Below are 14,241 nucleotides of genomic sequence, written 5' to 3'. Positions count from 1 at the left end.
GGCCGGGACGGCCGCACGCGGGCCCCGCGCCGAAGCCCCCGTCAGCCGTGGTGCAGCCAGACGCGCAGCGGGCCCGTCGCGGTGAAGCCGTGGCGCAGGGCGGTGTCCAGGTCCTCGCCGTGTTCGTAGCCGACCACGGGCAGCGCGGGGAAGAGCCGGTGCGCCGCGTCGAGGGCCCCGGGCCAGGCGGCGCCGGCGCCGCCGTCCCGGGCGAAGACGTTGGAGAGGCCGAGCACGCCGCCGACACCGCTCCCGCCGGGGACGCCGTCACCGGGAGCGTCCCCGCTGCGGCTCGCCACCGCCCCCGCGGTGACCGCCCCGTCCCGCTCGCGGGCCGCGAGCAGGAAGGTGTCCGGGTCGTCGAGGAGGGCGGGCCGGAAGAGGTCCGCGTCGCCGTCGCCGCCGTCCCAGGCGTGTGCCCAGGCGCGCACCGCGTCCGGGTCCTCGACCACCTCCCAGGGGGTGCCGGAGAAGGCGGCGGGCGGACCGGCCGGGCGGTGGATCCACGCGGCCTCGAACAGCACCCGGAATCCGCGGGCCGTCAGGTCGAGGTCGGCGAAGCTGTCCTTGACGGTGGCGCCGGGCGCGGTGAGGTCGATGCCCCCGGCGACGCCGGCCGGATCGGCGCCGGGGACCAGCGTCACCGCGTCGGGGTAGTAGGGCGGCGTGCGGGCCGGTGCCGTCCAGGCCTGGGCCCCGAACCGGCCGGGGACCCCGTGGGTGCGGCTCATCACCGCGCACCATTCGGCGTTGTTCCGGGCGGATCCGCGGACCAGTCGGAGCTGATCGTGCTGCGTCGTCGTCACGCGTGCGGATCCTGCCCCGGGGAGCGCGGTCCGTCCAGGGGTTTTCGGGCGCGTGTCGAAAGTGGCGCCTGTCCGGCGACGCCCGGCACGCGGCTCGCCGCTCAGGCATCCCTCTTCCGGGCGACGGCGAAGATCCGGCGGAAGGGGAAGACCGTGCCGTGCGGGCCCTGCGGGTAGGCGGTGCGCAGCAGGTCGCGGTACTCGGCGAGGAAGGCGTCGAGAGCTTCGGGGTCATCGGCGAGGGCGGCGAGGACGGGGCGCAGGCCGGTGCCCTTGACCCAGTCGAGCACCGGGTCGTCGCCGTGCAGGACCTGGAGGTAGGTGGTCTCCCAGACGTCGGCCGTCGCGCATCCGGCCGCGAGGAGCCGGTCGTAGTAGGCGGCGGGCTCCAGGACGGCGTCCTCGTGGCGGAGGAGTCCGCCGAGGCGGACCCGCCAGCGGGGGGACTCGGCGAGCTCGCGCATCAGGACGTGGCTGGGGGCGCCGAAGTTGCTGGGCACCTGGAAGGCGAGGGTGCCGCCGGGGGCGAGGCCGTCCAGCCAGGCGGGGAAGCGGTCGGCGTGGCCGGGGACCCACTGGAGCAGGGCGTTGGAGGCGATCAGGCCGTACGGCTCCGCGGGGACCCACTCCGAGACGTCGGCCTCGGCGAAGTCGAGTGTGGCGGTGGCGTGGGTACGGGCCCGCTCCAGCATCTCCGGGGAGTTGTCGTAGCCGGTGATCCGGGCCCCCGGCCACCGGTCGGCGAGGAGGAGCGTGACGTTCCCCGGGCCGCAGCCGAGGTCGGCGACGCGGGGGCGGGCGCCGCCGGGGAGGTCGCCCACCCGGGCGAGGAGGTCGAGGAAGGGGCGCGTGCGGTGTTCCGCGTGGCGGAGATACTGGCCGGGGTCCCAGACGGATTCGCTCATGGCTCCACCATCCCCCCGACTTATCTTGACGTCAAGACACTTGAAACCAAGAGACTTCACATCGAGGGACCCTCTACACTGATCGACATGGAGGACGAGGTCGACCGTCTGGTCGCAGCATGGCGCCGCGAGCGCCCCGACCTCGACGTGGAACCACTAGAGGTCCTCAGCCGGGTGTCGCGCCTCGCGCGCCACCTCGACCGGGCCCGCCGCATCGCCTTCTCCGAGCACAACCTGGAGCCGTGGGAGTTCGACGTCCTCACGTCGCTGCGCCGGGCCGGCGCCCCCTACCAGCTCTCGCCCGGCCAGCTGCTGACGCAGACCCTGGTCACCTCGGGCACGATGACCAACCGCATCGACCGGCTGACCAAGAAGAACCTGGTGGAACGCCTCCCCGACCCCAACGACCGGCGCGGGGTACTGGTCCGGCTGACCGCCGAGGGACGCGACAAGGCCGACCAGTCGCTCGCCGGACTGCTCGACCAGGAACGCGCCATCCTCGGCGAGCTCTCCGCCCACCAGCGCGGCGAACTCGCCGACCTGCTCCGCCAGTTGACCGCCCCGTTCGACAACGTCCCTGGTTGAGCCGTGTCGTGCGGGCCCCGCCCGCCGGGCGGGCTGCGCGCACGGTCAGACACTCCCCAGCGGCACCGCTTCGACCGTCAGGTCGACCGGCCCCACGCCCGCCCTGCGGGCCAGCGCCACCGCCGCCAGCGTCGAGTGCACCCCGAGCTTGCCCAGGACGTTCTGCATGTGGGTACGGACCGTGTGCGGCGAGAGGTAGAGCCGCTCCGCCACCGCCTTGCGCCCCAGCCCCGCCACCATGCAGCGCAGCACCTCCCGCTCGCGCGGGGTGAGCGACTCCACCAGCAGCTCGCTCTCGGTGCGGTGCTTGCGCGCGGCCGTCAACTCCCGCAGGACGCCGGTGAGCAGGGCCGGCGGCAGATGCGTCTCGCCGCGCAGCACCCCCCGGATGACCGCCAGCAGGCGTTGCAGGGAACAGTCCTTGGCGACCCAGCCGGAGGCACCCGCCTGGAGCGCCGCCGCCGCCCGGCGGGGGTCGTCCCGCTCGGCGAGGACCACCGTGCGGACGCCCGGCCGCGCCTCGCGGACCCCCGCGACGAGGGAGATCCCGTCGACCGGGCCCCCCTGCTGCGGGACCCCGCCCGCCGCCGGGGCACCGCCCAGCTCCGCGTCGACCAGCATGACGTCGTAGGCGCGGCCCTCGGCGGCGGCACGGTCGAGGCAGCGCAGTGCGGCCGGGCCGCTGCCCGCGGCGGCCACGTCCACGTCCGGCTCGGCGGCGAGCGCCGCGGCGAGCGATTCGGCAAAAATACGATGGTCGTCGACCACGAGAACCCGGATACGGGCCACGTCTACCCCCCACTGGGACGGTCCCGGTCCGCCGTCCTGAGGCCGGACCCGGGTGGGAACACGTCGGGGCGGTCGTGGCGCCCGAGCTCCGCGACGGGAGAACCGTCCGCGCGGCCCCGCCGCGCGCACCGAGCCGCCACCGTCTGCGCCCGGGGTGCCGCACCGCCCGTCTCGGCCCCTGAACGGCACCGGCCCCCACCGGTGCTGCCCATCAGCGTACGGGCGTACGGGTGCCCGGGAAGCCGATTCGCGGAAGTGACCGTCCCCGGCGTTCAAGGGGTGCTTCCTGTCCCGTTCCGGGACGGAAGTGGACGAACGAGGCCACATTCTGTGCCCCCGCACCGGGACGGCCGCCGGCCGCCGGACACGGCAGAGCGCCGGGACCGGGCCGTGGGGCCCGGTCCCGGCGCTCGTGCACGCGGGTGTGGTGCGGGGCGGTCGTCAGACCAGGCGGCGCGCGCCCGCCGAGGGGACGGCGGCGAAGACGCCCGGGGTGGCGTGGCCGGCCGCCGCGAAGGCGTCGAGCACCGACTTGGTGACCGCCTCGGCGTCGGACTCCTCGACCAGCACGATCGCCGAGCCGCCGAAGCCGCCGCCGGTCATACGGGCGCCGAGCGCCCCGGCCGCGTTCGCGGTCGCCACGGCGAGGTCCAGCTCGTCGCAGGAGACCCGCAGGTCGTCGCGGAGCGAGGTGTGGCCCTGGGTGAGCACCGGGCCCGCCGCGCGGACGTCCCCGGCGTCGAGCAGCGCGATGACCTGCTCCACCCGGGCGTTGTCGCTGACCACGTGGCGTACGTAGCGGACGACGGACTCGTCCGCACCGGCCGCCTCCAGGCGGGCGAGGGCGTCGGGCAGGTCCTCGTGACCCAGCTCGCGCAGCTTGCCCAGCCCGAGCAGACGGGCGCCCTCCTCGCAGCCGGCCCGGCGCTCGGCGTAGGCACCGTCGCCCAGCGCGTGCTTGACGCGGGTGTCCACGACCAGCAGCCGCAGCCCGTGCGCCGCCAGGTCGAAGGGGACCTGGCGCACCGCGAGGTCGCGGGTGTCCAGGTGGAGGGCGTGGCCGTCGGTGCAGCAGGCGGACGCCATCTGGTCCATGACACCGCAGGGCACGCCGACGAAGTCGTTCTCGGCGGCCTGGCCGAGGACGGCCAGTTCGGCGGCGGTCAGGCCGAGGCCGAAGAGGTCGTTGAGCGCGAGCGCGACGACCACTTCGAGGGCGGCGGACGAGGAGAGCCCGGCGCCGGTCGGCACGGTGGAGGTGACCTGGATGTCCGCACCGGTGATCTCGTGCCCGGCGCGGCGCAGCGCCCAGACGACACCCGCCGGGTACGCGGCCCAGCCGTGGCCCTCGTTGGGGGTCAGGCCGTCGATCGCGAGCTGCACGATGCCGCCGGGCACGTCGGTGGAGTGCAGCCGCAGCTGGCCGTCGGTGCGCCGGGCGACGGCGGCACGGGCGGTGTGCGGCAGGGCGAGCGGCATGACGAAGCCGTCATTGAAGTCGGTGTACTCGCCTATGAGGTTGACGCGCCCGGGGGCGGCCCAGACCCCTTCGGGCTCGGTGCCGTAGAGCGCGCGGAAGGAGGCGGTGAACTCGTCCTGGCCCAGCGGTCCGGTGGTCGCGACGGCCTCGGCGGCGGTGTTCTCGGGTGTCTCGGTCATGATGCGGTGGTCTCCTCTCGGCGGGCGAACGCCCAGGCGTCCGCGACGATACCCGCCAGGTCGGGACGGCTCGGCGTCCAGCCCAGGCGCTCGCGGGCGGTGGCCGCGGAGGCGACGAGGACGGCCGGGTCGCCGGCGCGGCGCGGGGCGGCGGTCTCCGGGATCGGGTGGCCGGTGACCTCGCGGACCGTCTCGATGACCTGGCGGACCGAGAAGCCGTTGCCGTTGCCCAGGTTGCAGATGAGGTGCTCGCCGGAGGTGGCGGCGCCCAGCGCGAGGAGGTGCGCCTCGGCGAGGTCGGCGACGTGGATGTAGTCGCGGACGCAGGTGCCGTCGGGGGTGGCGTAGTCGTCGCCGTAGACGTTGATCGACTCGCGCTCGCCGGCGGCGACCTGGAGGACCAGCGGGATGAGGTGGGACTCGGGGTCGTGGCGCTCCCCGGCGTTCTTGTACGCGCCGGCCACGTTGAAGTAGCGGAGCGACACGGCGGCCAGCCCGTGGGCGGCGGCCTCACCGGTGATCATGTGGTCGACGGCGAGCTTGGTCGCGCCGTACGGGTTGGTGGGGGCGGTCGGGTCGGTCTCCGTGATGGGGCTGGAGACCGGCTCGCCGTAGGTGGCGGCGGTGGAGGAGAAGACGAGGGTGCGCACCCCGGCGTCACGCATCGCGGCGAGCAGCGCGGTGGTGCCGCCGACGTTGTTGAGCCAGTACTTCTCCGGGTTCACGACGGACTCGCCGACCTGGGAGAACGCGGCGAAGTGCAGGACGGCGTCGTAGGAGGGGTCGAGCCACTTCGCGGCGTCCTGGATGCGGCCCTCGATGAACTCGGCGCCCGCGGGGACGCCCTCGCGGAAGCCGGTGGAGAGGTCGTCGAGCACGGTGACGGCGTGCCCGGCCTCCAGCAGGTGGGTGGCGACGACGCTGCCCACATAACCCGCGCCGCCGGTGACCAGGTACTTCTTCGGGGTGGTGGTGCTCACTTGCTCGCTACCTCTCGCAGTCGCTCGGCCGCGGTCTCCGGCGGCACGTCGTTGATGAACGCTCCCATGCCGGACTCCGATCCGGCGAGGAACTTCAGCTTGCCGGGGGTGCGACGGATGGTGAAGAGCTCCAGGTGGAGGGCGAGCTCCTCACGCCCGGGGGCACGGAACGGCGCCTGGTGCCAGGCGGCGATGTAGGGGGTGGGGGGCGCGTCGGGGCCGAAGATCCGGTCGAAGCGCCGCAGGAGCTCCAGGTAGATCTGCGGGAACTCCGCGCGGGCGGCGTCGTCCAGCTCGCGGAAGTCGGCGACGCGGGTGCGCGGGTAGAGGTGGACCTCGTACGGCCAGTGCGCTGCGTACGGGACGAACGCCACCCAGTGCTCGCCGGTGAGGACGATCCGGTCGCCGTCGGCGATCTCGCGGGCGACGACGTCCTCGAAGAGGTTCCGTCCGGTCTCCGCGCGGTGGGCGACGGCCGACCGCACCATCAGTTCGGTTCGGGGCGTCACGAAGGGGTAGCCGTAGATCTGGCCATGGGGGTGACCGAGTGTCACACCGATCTCGGCACCGCGGTTCTCGAAGGGGAAGACCTGGGCGACCTGGTCGAGCTCGGAGAGGGCGGCCGTGCGGTCGGTCCAGGCGGCCAGGACCAGCGCGGCCTGGTCCTCGGTGAGGTCGGCGAAGGAGGAGTCGTGGTCGGAGGCGAAGCAGACGACCTCGCAGCGGCCGGAGTCCCCGGCGAGCGAGGGGAAGCGGTTCTCGAAGACGACGACGTCGTAGCCGTCGTCGGGGATCTCGCTGAGCCGTTCGCCCCGCGAGGGGCAGAGCGGGCACTCGTCGGCCGGCGGGTGGTAGGTGCGGCCCTGGCGGTGGGAGGCGATGGCGACGGAGTCGCCCAGGACCGGGTCGCGCCGGATCTCGGACGAGGTGGCTACGGAGTCGAGCGGCCTGCGGTCCACCGCGTCGCGTACGACGTCGTCGGCGGAGTCGTAATAGATCAGTTCCCGACCGTCGGCGAGGGTCGTAGCCGTCTTCTTCACCAGGTTCCTCCAAACATAACTAAACACAATTAATCACAACCGAACAGAGGCGTCAATGATGTAACTCTTTGTAGACAAGCTGTGCCCCTGTGTGCGATTTAGTGGAGACCTGGTTCTTTACATCGGGTCAATTCGCCCCCCTGCATCACGATCAAACAAAGAACACCAGCAACTTTGTTCAGTTATTGAATGCATGGGCGTAAGTTTCATCAGGTTCAGTTCGCGCAACGAAGCGAGTACCCCCCATGAACTATCTGGCTGAAGGGCTCCGGCTCCCCACGAACGGCCTCGATTACACAATCCTGGCCATCTACTTCGTCGTGGTCCTCGGCATCGGCTTCGCGGCCCGCGCCAGTGTGAAGACCAGCCTCGACTTCTTCCTCTCCGGCCGCTCCCTGCCCGCCTGGGTCACCGGTCTGGCCTTCGTGGCCGCCAACCTCGGCGCCACGGAGATCCTCGGCATGGCCGCGACCGGCGCGCAGTACGGCGTCTCGGTCGTCCACTGGTACTGGATCGGCGCCATCCCCGCCATGGTCTTCCTCGGCCTGGTGATGATGCCGTTCTACTACCGCTCGAAGGTCCGGTCCGTCCCGGAGTTCCTGCTCCAGCGGTTCGACAAGTCGGCCCACCTGCTGAGTTCCGCGCTGTTCGCGTTCGCCGCCATCCTGATAGCCGGCGTCAACCTCTACGCGCTCTCGATCGTCGTGGAGGCGCTGCTGGGGTGGCCGCAGTGGGTCGCGATCACCGTCGCGGGCATCTTCGTCCTGCTGTACATCACCATCGGCGGACTCTCCTCGGCGATCTACAACGAGGTGCTCCAGTTCTTCGTCATCCTCGCCGCGCTCATACCCCTGACCATCCTGGGTCTCAAGCGCGTCGGCGGCTGGGACGGCCTGTCCGACTCCCTGACGAAGAGCCACGGGTCGAAGTTCATGTCCGCCTGGAGCGGCACGGGCATCGGTGACAGCAACGCGCTCGGCGCCAACTGGCTGACGATCATCCTCGGCCTCGGCTTCGTCCTCTCCTTCGGCTACTGGACGACCAACTTCGCCGAGGTGCAGCGCGCCCTGTCCGCGAAGAACCTCTCGGCCGCGCAGCGCACCCCGCTCATCGCCGCGTTCCCGAAGATCTTCATCGTCTTCCTGGTGATGATCCCGGGCATGGTCGCCGCCGTCGTCGTCCCGAACATCGGCACCGACCGCTCGGACCTGACGTACAACGACGCGATCCCGCTGCTCATGCGCGACCTGCTCCCGAACGGTGTCCTCGGCATCGCGGTGACCGGTCTGCTCGCCGCGTTCATGGCCGGTATGGCCGCCAACGTCTCCTCGTTCAACACGGTGTTCACCACGGACATCTACGCGCGCTACATCCGCAAGGACGCGCCGGACGCGCACTACCTGCGCTTCGGCCGCGGCGTCACCGCCGTCGGCGTGCTCGCCTCGATCGGCACGGCGTTCATCGCGTCGAGCTTCTCGAACATCATGAGCTACCTGCAGACGCTCTTCTCGTTCTTCAACGTCCCGATGTTCGTCGTCTTCATCATCGGCATGTTCTGGAAGCGCGCGTCGATGAAGTCCGGCGTCTGGGGCCTGGTCGCGGGCACCACCGCCGCGATGGTCAACTACTTCGTCTTCTACAAGCAGGGGATCATCGACATCCCGACCGACCAGGGCGCGAACTTCGTCTCCGCCATCGTCGGCTTCGTCGCCGGTGCGGTCGTCATGGTCCTGGTCACCCTCTTCACGGCCCCCAAGCCGGAAGCCGAACTGGCCGGCCTGGTCTACGGCACCGAGTCCCCGGACGCCCCCGAGGTGCCCGAGGAGTCGGACTCCGCGTGGTACCGCAAGCCGGCCCTGCTGGGCTGGGGCGCCATCGTGATCGCCGCCGCCTGCTACGTCCCCTACTCGTTCTGATCGGAGGAACCACCATGTCCGAGCTGCACAAGGAAGTCTCCGACCTGGAGAGCAAGTCCGCCACGGCGGCACGCCTCTTCGACATCAGGCGGATCATCGGCGGTCTCTTCGTGGTCTACGGAGTCATCGTCACCATCGCGGGCATCAGCCCGTCCGACGCCGACCTCGACAAGGCCCAGGGCGTCAACATCAACCTGTGGACCGGCCTCGCGATGCTCGTCCTCGGGCTGCTGTTCCTGCTCTGGATGTGGCTGCGCCCGACGCAGGCCCCGGTCGAACCGATCGAGCCGGGCGGCCCCGCCGGTCACTGACCGGCCGCACCGCACCTTTCCCACGGCCACCGCAGGGGCCGGACCCACCCGCAGCTCAGGGTGCGTCCGGCCCCTGCGGCGTGTCGTACGCGGGCGCGCGCGGCGCGCCCGTCGCCGTGTGGACGACCGCCCGGTCCAGCAGCCCCGTACGGGCCGCGAGCGCCGCGGCCTCCAGCCGGGATCCGACGCCGAGCTTCATCAGGACCCGCTGGACGTGGGTACGGGCGGTGCTCGGCGCGATCCGCATACCGGCGGCGATCAGTCGGGTGCCCTCGCCCTCGGCGACGCGGACCAGCACCTCGGCCTCGCGGGGCGTCAGCAGCCGCAGCAGGCGCTGGCCCTCGTCGTCAGGCTTCTCCACGGGGTGCAGCAGCTCGGTGAAGGCGCCCCTGAGCAGGGCGGGCGCCACGGACGCCTCGCCGGCCCTGGCCTTCATCATGGCCCGCTCCACGCCCTCGATGCGTTCGTCGTGCCGGACGTATCCGGCCGCTCCGGCGGCGAAGGCCGCCGCGATCCCCCGGGGGCTGGGCACCGGGCCCAGCACCACCACCGCCACCTGCGGGCGCTCCCGGCCGATCCGCGTGATCGGGTCGAAGGCGCCCGGCGCGGCGGGCGAGGCCGTCCCGAAGAGGCAGACCTCCGGTGCCCTGGCTATGACCAGGTCCGCGGCGCCCGAGGTCGGCGCCGTGGCCGCGAGCACGCGGTGCCCACGGAGCTTGAGTGCCGAGGCGAGCGCCTCGGCCAGCAGGCGGTGGTCGTCGACCACCATGAGCCGCACGCTCATCGCGCAGATACCCCCAGTACCGCCGTGAACCGCCGTGCGCATGTGTGCCACGACCGTCGGCCCCCCGGCCTAGACCCGGCAAGCTACACGCTTGTTCGACGCCGTGGCGCCCATACGTGGCAGAAGCCCCCCAGAAGGCCGATTTCTTCTGCTTCGGACGTCACAGAGTTGACGGAAAACGATCGGCCCCGCCGGTCTTTCTTCCGACCGGCGGGGCCGTCCTGCGGGGTGCCCCGGGCGTGGGGCGGGCGGTGTCCGGCCGACCGGTGGAGGTCGGCCGGTGGAGGTCGGCCGGTGGAGGTCGGCCGGTGGCGGTCAGCCGGTGGTGAACGCCATCGCGAGGAGCCGGTCGTCGTCGTCCGCCCCGCTCGATTCGCTGAGCATGTTCGGGGACAGGAAGAGGCGGCCCTTCTCGTACAGGAACTCGCCCCGGTCGTAACCGAAGTACGTCTCGGCGTCCCGGGTCTTCTCGGTGCTGGGGTTCTCCATCAGCACCGTCTCCTTCAGGGTCGCGCCGTCGAGCGAGACGACCTGGCCGCCCTTGTCGTACGGGGGCACCTTGTACGCGATGACGTTGGTGCCGTCCATCCGGAGCGGGATCATGCTGTACCGCTCACCCGCGTCGGCGCGGGCGCCGAGCAGCTTGCCGGTGGTGAGGTCGAACGCGACGACCTCGTTGGTGTCGCCGTACTCGGACGTGCCCTCGTGGGACTCGGTGGGCACGTACAGGCGGTTGTTGCCGACCGTCATGCCGACGCACCGCTCCACCTCGGTGGAGCCGCACTCCCCCGCGTACCGCTCGGCGTCGGCGGAGATCCGGACGATCAGCTTGCCGGTCCCGGAGTCGATGGAGAAGTAGTCCGAGATGCTGGAGCCGTCACCGGCCGTGTCGCCGATGTCGGCCGCGACGACGAGCGGCTTGGTGGAGACGACCGCCGCGTACTCGACGCCGGGCGGCATGTCGTACGAGGAGACGGGGGCGCCGGTCTTCGCGTCCAGCGTCTGGATGGAGAGCTTCGGGTCGTCGTACGAACCGCACTTGCGGACGGTGACGAGCGCCTCGCCGCCGCCGTACCCGGTGTCGTAGCAGTCGTCGCTGGAGATCTTCGGAGCCCAGAGCTGGGCCCCGTTCGTGATGTCGAAGGCGGCGCCGCCCTCGGTGCCCGCCGCGGCGACCGTCGTCCCGCTGACCGTCACCTCGCTGAACCGCACCGGCTCGTCGCCGTTGGAGGCGGCGGTGACCGACTTCGACCAGATCATCTTGCCGGTGTTCAGGTCGAGCGCCCCGAGCTTGTTGCAGGAGGGGTACTTGTCCGCCGCGGTCGGCTTGGACTCCTCGAAGACGATCGCCGTCTTGTAGTCCTTCGTCATGTGCCGGGAGGCCGCGCAGAGCTGCCCGGCCGTCGGGATCGACCAGAGCTTGGTGCCCTTCTCCAGGTCGTAACCGGCGACCTCGTACACCCCGGTCTTCACGTACACCTTGTCGGTGACCCAGGAGCCGTAGACGGTGGTGACGTCGGAGACCTTCGGCTTCGGGATCTCGAAGGCGACGTGCGACTTGGTGGAGGCCGGCACCTTCTCGGTGCCTCCGCCGAGACCGCCGCCGTCCCCCTTGTCGCCGTCACCGCCGTCACCGGCGGTGGGCCCCGCGGTGGAGACCTCCGGGGCCCCGTCGTCACCGGACGACGAGTAGACGATCCCGGCGCCGACGATCAGCACGATGGCGAGCGCCGCCCCGATGATGATCTTCATCTGGGCGTTGAGCTTCCCGCCGCCGGAGCCCTGGGGCGGCTGCGGCTGCGCGTACTGCGGCTGCGTCGGGTAGCCGTATCCCGGCTGCCCGGGACCGGGCTGGCCGAAGTAGCCGGGCTGGCCGGGCTGCGAGGAGGTCGGCGTCTGCGGATAGCCGTATCCGGGCTGCGGCTGCGGCGGCCCCTGCGGATAGCCGTATCCGGGCTGCGGCTGCGGGTACCCGTACGCGGGCCCGGCCGGACCCTGCGGCGGCTGGGGCTGCGGCGGCTGGGGTGCCTGGGGCGGCTGGGCGTCCTGGGGCCGGGGAGCCTGCGGCGGCTCGGGGGCCTGCGGCTGCGGGGGCGGCGGGGGCTTTCCGTACGGGGAGGGCGGCGACGCGCCGAATCCGCCGGGCGGCGGGTCCTGCGGGGCGCCGAACCCGCCCTTCGGCGGTTCGCCGGGCTGCTGCGGGGGCGGGGGCGGCTGGGTCATCTCGTACGTACCTCGGGGGAAGGGTGGGCGGAAGGGGGGAGTCGTGGACGCGGCCCGGGGGCGGCGGTGTCACTTGCCGAACGCGATCATCGCCGTCTCGCGGTCGTCGCCCCGGTTGTTGGCCTCGGTGAGACGGTCGGTGACGATGATGGAACGGCCGTCCAGCCAGAGGAACGTGCCGTCGAAGATGTTCTCCTCGATGGGCGCCGTGGACGCCGGGTGCTGGAGCAGGATCTTGGGAGCTCCGCCGGTCGGCGCGAGGGAGGCGATGGCGCCGCCGTGGTCGTAGGTGACCTCCAGACGGACGATCAGGTCGGCGCCGTCCATCCGCATCGGCTCCATCACCCGCCCGGCCGGGGCTGCCGACTTCCACTTGGTCTTGCCGGAGTCGAGGTCGAAGGCGACCACCGCGTTGGTGCCGTCGGCGGACGTGGGTGCCTCGGTCGCCATGTAGAAGGTCTTCGCGTCCGCCACGACACCCGTGCAGTTGTCCAGGGACTTGCCGAAGATCTCCAGCGAACTGCCGCAGTCCGGGGCGAACTTGTCCGCCGCGTCACCCGTCAGCTGGGACCGCAGCGTGCCGTTGTCCTTGAGCGCGATGATGCCCCACGACTTCTTCTTCTCGTTGGTCAGCGCCACGACGAGCGGGTCGACCGAGTACACCCGGTCGACCTCCCAGCCGCGTTCCGGCTGGTACGTCCAACGGGCCTTGCCGGTGTCGGGGTCGAGCTGCTGGATCTGCTGCTGCGGGTTGTCCAGGTCGCCCGTGCTGCAGTCCAGCGCGGCTATGAGCTTCGGGCCGCCCGCGTAGGCGACGGGCCGGCAGTTGCCGGACGGCTCGCCGAACAGTTCCTTGCCGTCGCTGACCCGGAACGCGTCGGTGCCGCCGGAACGGCCGACCGTCACGGTGTCACCGCTGATCGCCAGGCCGATGTCGGACAGCAGGTCCCAGACGCCGTTCTGCTTGATCGTCGTCTTCCAAGCCGCCTTGCCGGTGGCGAGGTCGATCTGCTGCAGCTGGGCGCAGTTCGCCTGGTCACCGGTGCCGTCCATCAGCCCGAGGACGATCTTGCCGTTCGTGGTGGCGTTGACGGGAGCGGCGCAGACGTCGGTGGAGAACGTCACCGTCCACTTCTCCTCGCCGGTGGCGAGCGAGTAGCCGGAGACGCTCCGGTAGGCGGCCTTGGCCAGGATGTCGCCGACGACCCAGGGACCGTAGACCCGGGCACCGTTGCGCGGCAGCTTCAGGTCGTTGTCCTGCTTCCAGAGGACCTTCGCCTCGCCCTTCTGCCGTCCGGCGTTCAGGTCGTCGTCCGTGGCGCGGCCCTCGTCGTTCCCGTCGGCCGAACCCGACGCGCTGGGACCGGCGCCGCCCTTGTCGTCCGAGCTCTTCCCGGCGACCGGCTTCCCGCCGCCCTCGTCCCCGCCGACGGCCACGCCCACGCCGACCGCCGCCACGACGACCACCGCGACGGCCGCCGCGACGATCGCCCCGGTCCGGCCGCGGAGCCCGCGCCCGGAGGAGGGGGGCGGCGCGACGGGCGGGGGACCGGGCGGCGCGGGATGACCCGGGTAGCCCTGCGCCCCGTACGGACCCGGCTGCGGCGCACCGTAGGGACCCGGCGCCTGCTGGCCGTACGGACCGGACTGCGGCGCACCATAGGGACCCGGCACCTGCTGGCCGTACGGGCCAGGGGCCTGCCGGCCGTACGGACCGGGCGACTGCTGACCGTACGGGCCCGGCTGCTGGGCGCCGTAGGGTCCGGGGGCCTGCGGGTAGCCGTACCCGGGCGTGCCGGGGCCCGGGGGCTGCTGACCGTACGGTCCGGGCGCCTGCGGGTAGCCGTACGACGGGGCGCCGGGGGCCGGGGGCTGCGCGGGGGAGGCCGGCGGCGGGGGCGGCGACCCGGCGGGCGGGCGGGGAGACCCCTGCGGGGGCTCCGGCGGAGTCTCCGAGCCCCCCTGCGGCGGTTGCTGGCTGGGCGGCTGGGTCATCAGCACGTCCCCCTTCGTGCGGTTCCGGTGCCCGTACCGGCCTCCCCCGCGATCCCTCGGGGCACCGGACGCGTCGTGCGACGTACGTCCGGAACTCCTCCGGAATGGAGCGGAACGGGCATGGCTACCGCGGCGTCGCGACAGTCTGGCGGGGCTTCTTTGTACCACCCGCACCAGCGCGCACACCGATTCGGTCCGCCCCCTGTTCCCAAGGGAGAACCGGTCCGTGATGCCGCCGTTACGCGCCC

The 14,241-nt window shown here is 72.1% G+C and carries 12 protein-coding genes; 3 read left to right on the top strand and 9 right to left on the bottom strand.

Annotation, left to right across the window (positions count from 1 at the left end; genetic code table 11):
- Nucleotides 1–41: 41 nt before the first annotated feature.
- Nucleotides 42–806, bottom strand: a complete 765-nt coding sequence (locus ACFWEE_RS03130; RefSeq protein WP_386885881.1) for a hypothetical protein — start codon at nt 804–806, stop codon at nt 42–44.
- A gap of 101 nt (nt 807–907) precedes the next feature.
- Entirely contained in the window at nt 908–1,711 is an 804-nt protein-coding gene (locus ACFWEE_RS03125) for a trans-aconitate 2-methyltransferase (RefSeq protein ID WP_386885880.1), read from the bottom strand.
- A gap of 87 nt (nt 1,712–1,798) precedes the next feature.
- Here ACFWEE_RS03125 and ACFWEE_RS03120 point away from each other — a divergent pair, with 87 nt between their 5' ends.
- Complete coding sequence (locus ACFWEE_RS03120) at nt 1,799–2,296, top strand: MarR family winged helix-turn-helix transcriptional regulator (protein WP_386885879.1); 498 nt, start codon at nt 1,799–1,801, stop codon at nt 2,294–2,296.
- A gap of 45 nt (nt 2,297–2,341) precedes the next feature.
- Here the strand turns inward: ACFWEE_RS03120 and ACFWEE_RS03115 are convergent, their stop codons facing one another.
- From ACFWEE_RS03115 to galT, 4 genes are all read right to left on the bottom strand, one after another.
- Nucleotides 2,342–3,085 carry a LuxR C-terminal-related transcriptional regulator gene (locus ACFWEE_RS03115; protein WP_386885878.1) on the bottom strand — a complete coding sequence of 248 codons (744 nt, stop codon included), beginning with the start codon at nt 3,083–3,085 and terminating at the stop codon, nt 2,342–2,344.
- Between the two features lie 441 nt (nt 3,086–3,526).
- Nucleotides 3,527–4,744: a galactokinase gene (gene galK, locus ACFWEE_RS03110; protein WP_386885877.1), complete on the bottom strand. Its 1,218-nt coding sequence runs from the start codon at nt 4,742–4,744 to the stop codon at nt 3,527–3,529.
- Nucleotides 4,741–5,724 carry a UDP-glucose 4-epimerase GalE gene (galE, locus tag ACFWEE_RS03105; protein ID WP_386885876.1) on the bottom strand — a complete coding sequence of 328 codons (984 nt, stop codon included), beginning with the start codon at nt 5,722–5,724 and terminating at the stop codon, nt 4,741–4,743. Before galE ends, galK begins: the two co-directional genes overlap by 4 nt.
- Nucleotides 5,721–6,764 carry a galactose-1-phosphate uridylyltransferase gene (gene galT / locus ACFWEE_RS03100; RefSeq protein WP_386885875.1) on the bottom strand — a complete coding sequence of 348 codons (1,044 nt, stop codon included), beginning with the start codon at nt 6,762–6,764 and terminating at the stop codon, nt 5,721–5,723. Before galT ends, galE begins: the two co-directional genes overlap by 4 nt.
- A 245-nt stretch (nt 6,765–7,009) precedes the next feature.
- Between galT and ACFWEE_RS03095 the strand changes: the two genes are divergently transcribed.
- Both ACFWEE_RS03095 and ACFWEE_RS03090 read left to right on the top strand, forming a co-directional pair.
- A complete protein-coding gene (locus ACFWEE_RS03095; RefSeq protein WP_386885873.1) occupies nt 7,010–8,680 on the top strand; it encodes a sodium:solute symporter family protein in 1,671 nt (556 codons plus the stop codon).
- A 14-nt stretch (nt 8,681–8,694) separates the two neighbouring features.
- A complete protein-coding gene (locus ACFWEE_RS03090; protein ID WP_386885871.1) occupies nt 8,695–8,991 on the top strand; it encodes a hypothetical protein in 297 nt (98 codons plus the stop codon).
- A 55-nt stretch (nt 8,992–9,046) separates the two neighbouring features.
- Here the strand turns inward: ACFWEE_RS03090 and ACFWEE_RS03085 are convergent, their stop codons facing one another.
- The 3 genes from ACFWEE_RS03085 to ACFWEE_RS03075 all read right to left on the bottom strand — a co-directional run bounded on the left by ACFWEE_RS03085 (nt 9,047) and on the right by ACFWEE_RS03075 (nt 13,993).
- Entirely contained in the window at nt 9,047–9,775 is a 729-nt protein-coding gene (locus ACFWEE_RS03085) for a response regulator transcription factor (RefSeq protein WP_386885870.1), read from the bottom strand.
- A gap of 315 nt (nt 9,776–10,090) precedes the next feature.
- Nucleotides 10,091–11,998 carry a PQQ-binding-like beta-propeller repeat protein gene (locus tag ACFWEE_RS03080; RefSeq protein WP_386885868.1) on the bottom strand — a complete coding sequence of 636 codons (1,908 nt, stop codon included), beginning with the start codon at nt 11,996–11,998 and terminating at the stop codon, nt 10,091–10,093.
- Between the two features lie 69 nt (nt 11,999–12,067).
- A complete protein-coding gene (locus ACFWEE_RS03075) occupies nt 12,068–13,993 on the bottom strand; it encodes a PQQ-binding-like beta-propeller repeat protein (protein ID WP_386885867.1) in 1,926 nt (641 codons plus the stop codon).
- Nucleotides 13,994–14,241: the final 248 nt, after the last annotated feature.

The sequence above is a fragment of the Streptomyces sp. NPDC060184 genome (assembly GCF_042728795.1).
Taxonomy (GTDB): Bacteria; Actinomycetota; Actinomycetes; order Streptomycetales; family Streptomycetaceae; genus Streptomyces.
Note: the sequence above shows the minus strand (reverse complement) of the source record. Positions and strands in the feature narration are given on the sequence as shown.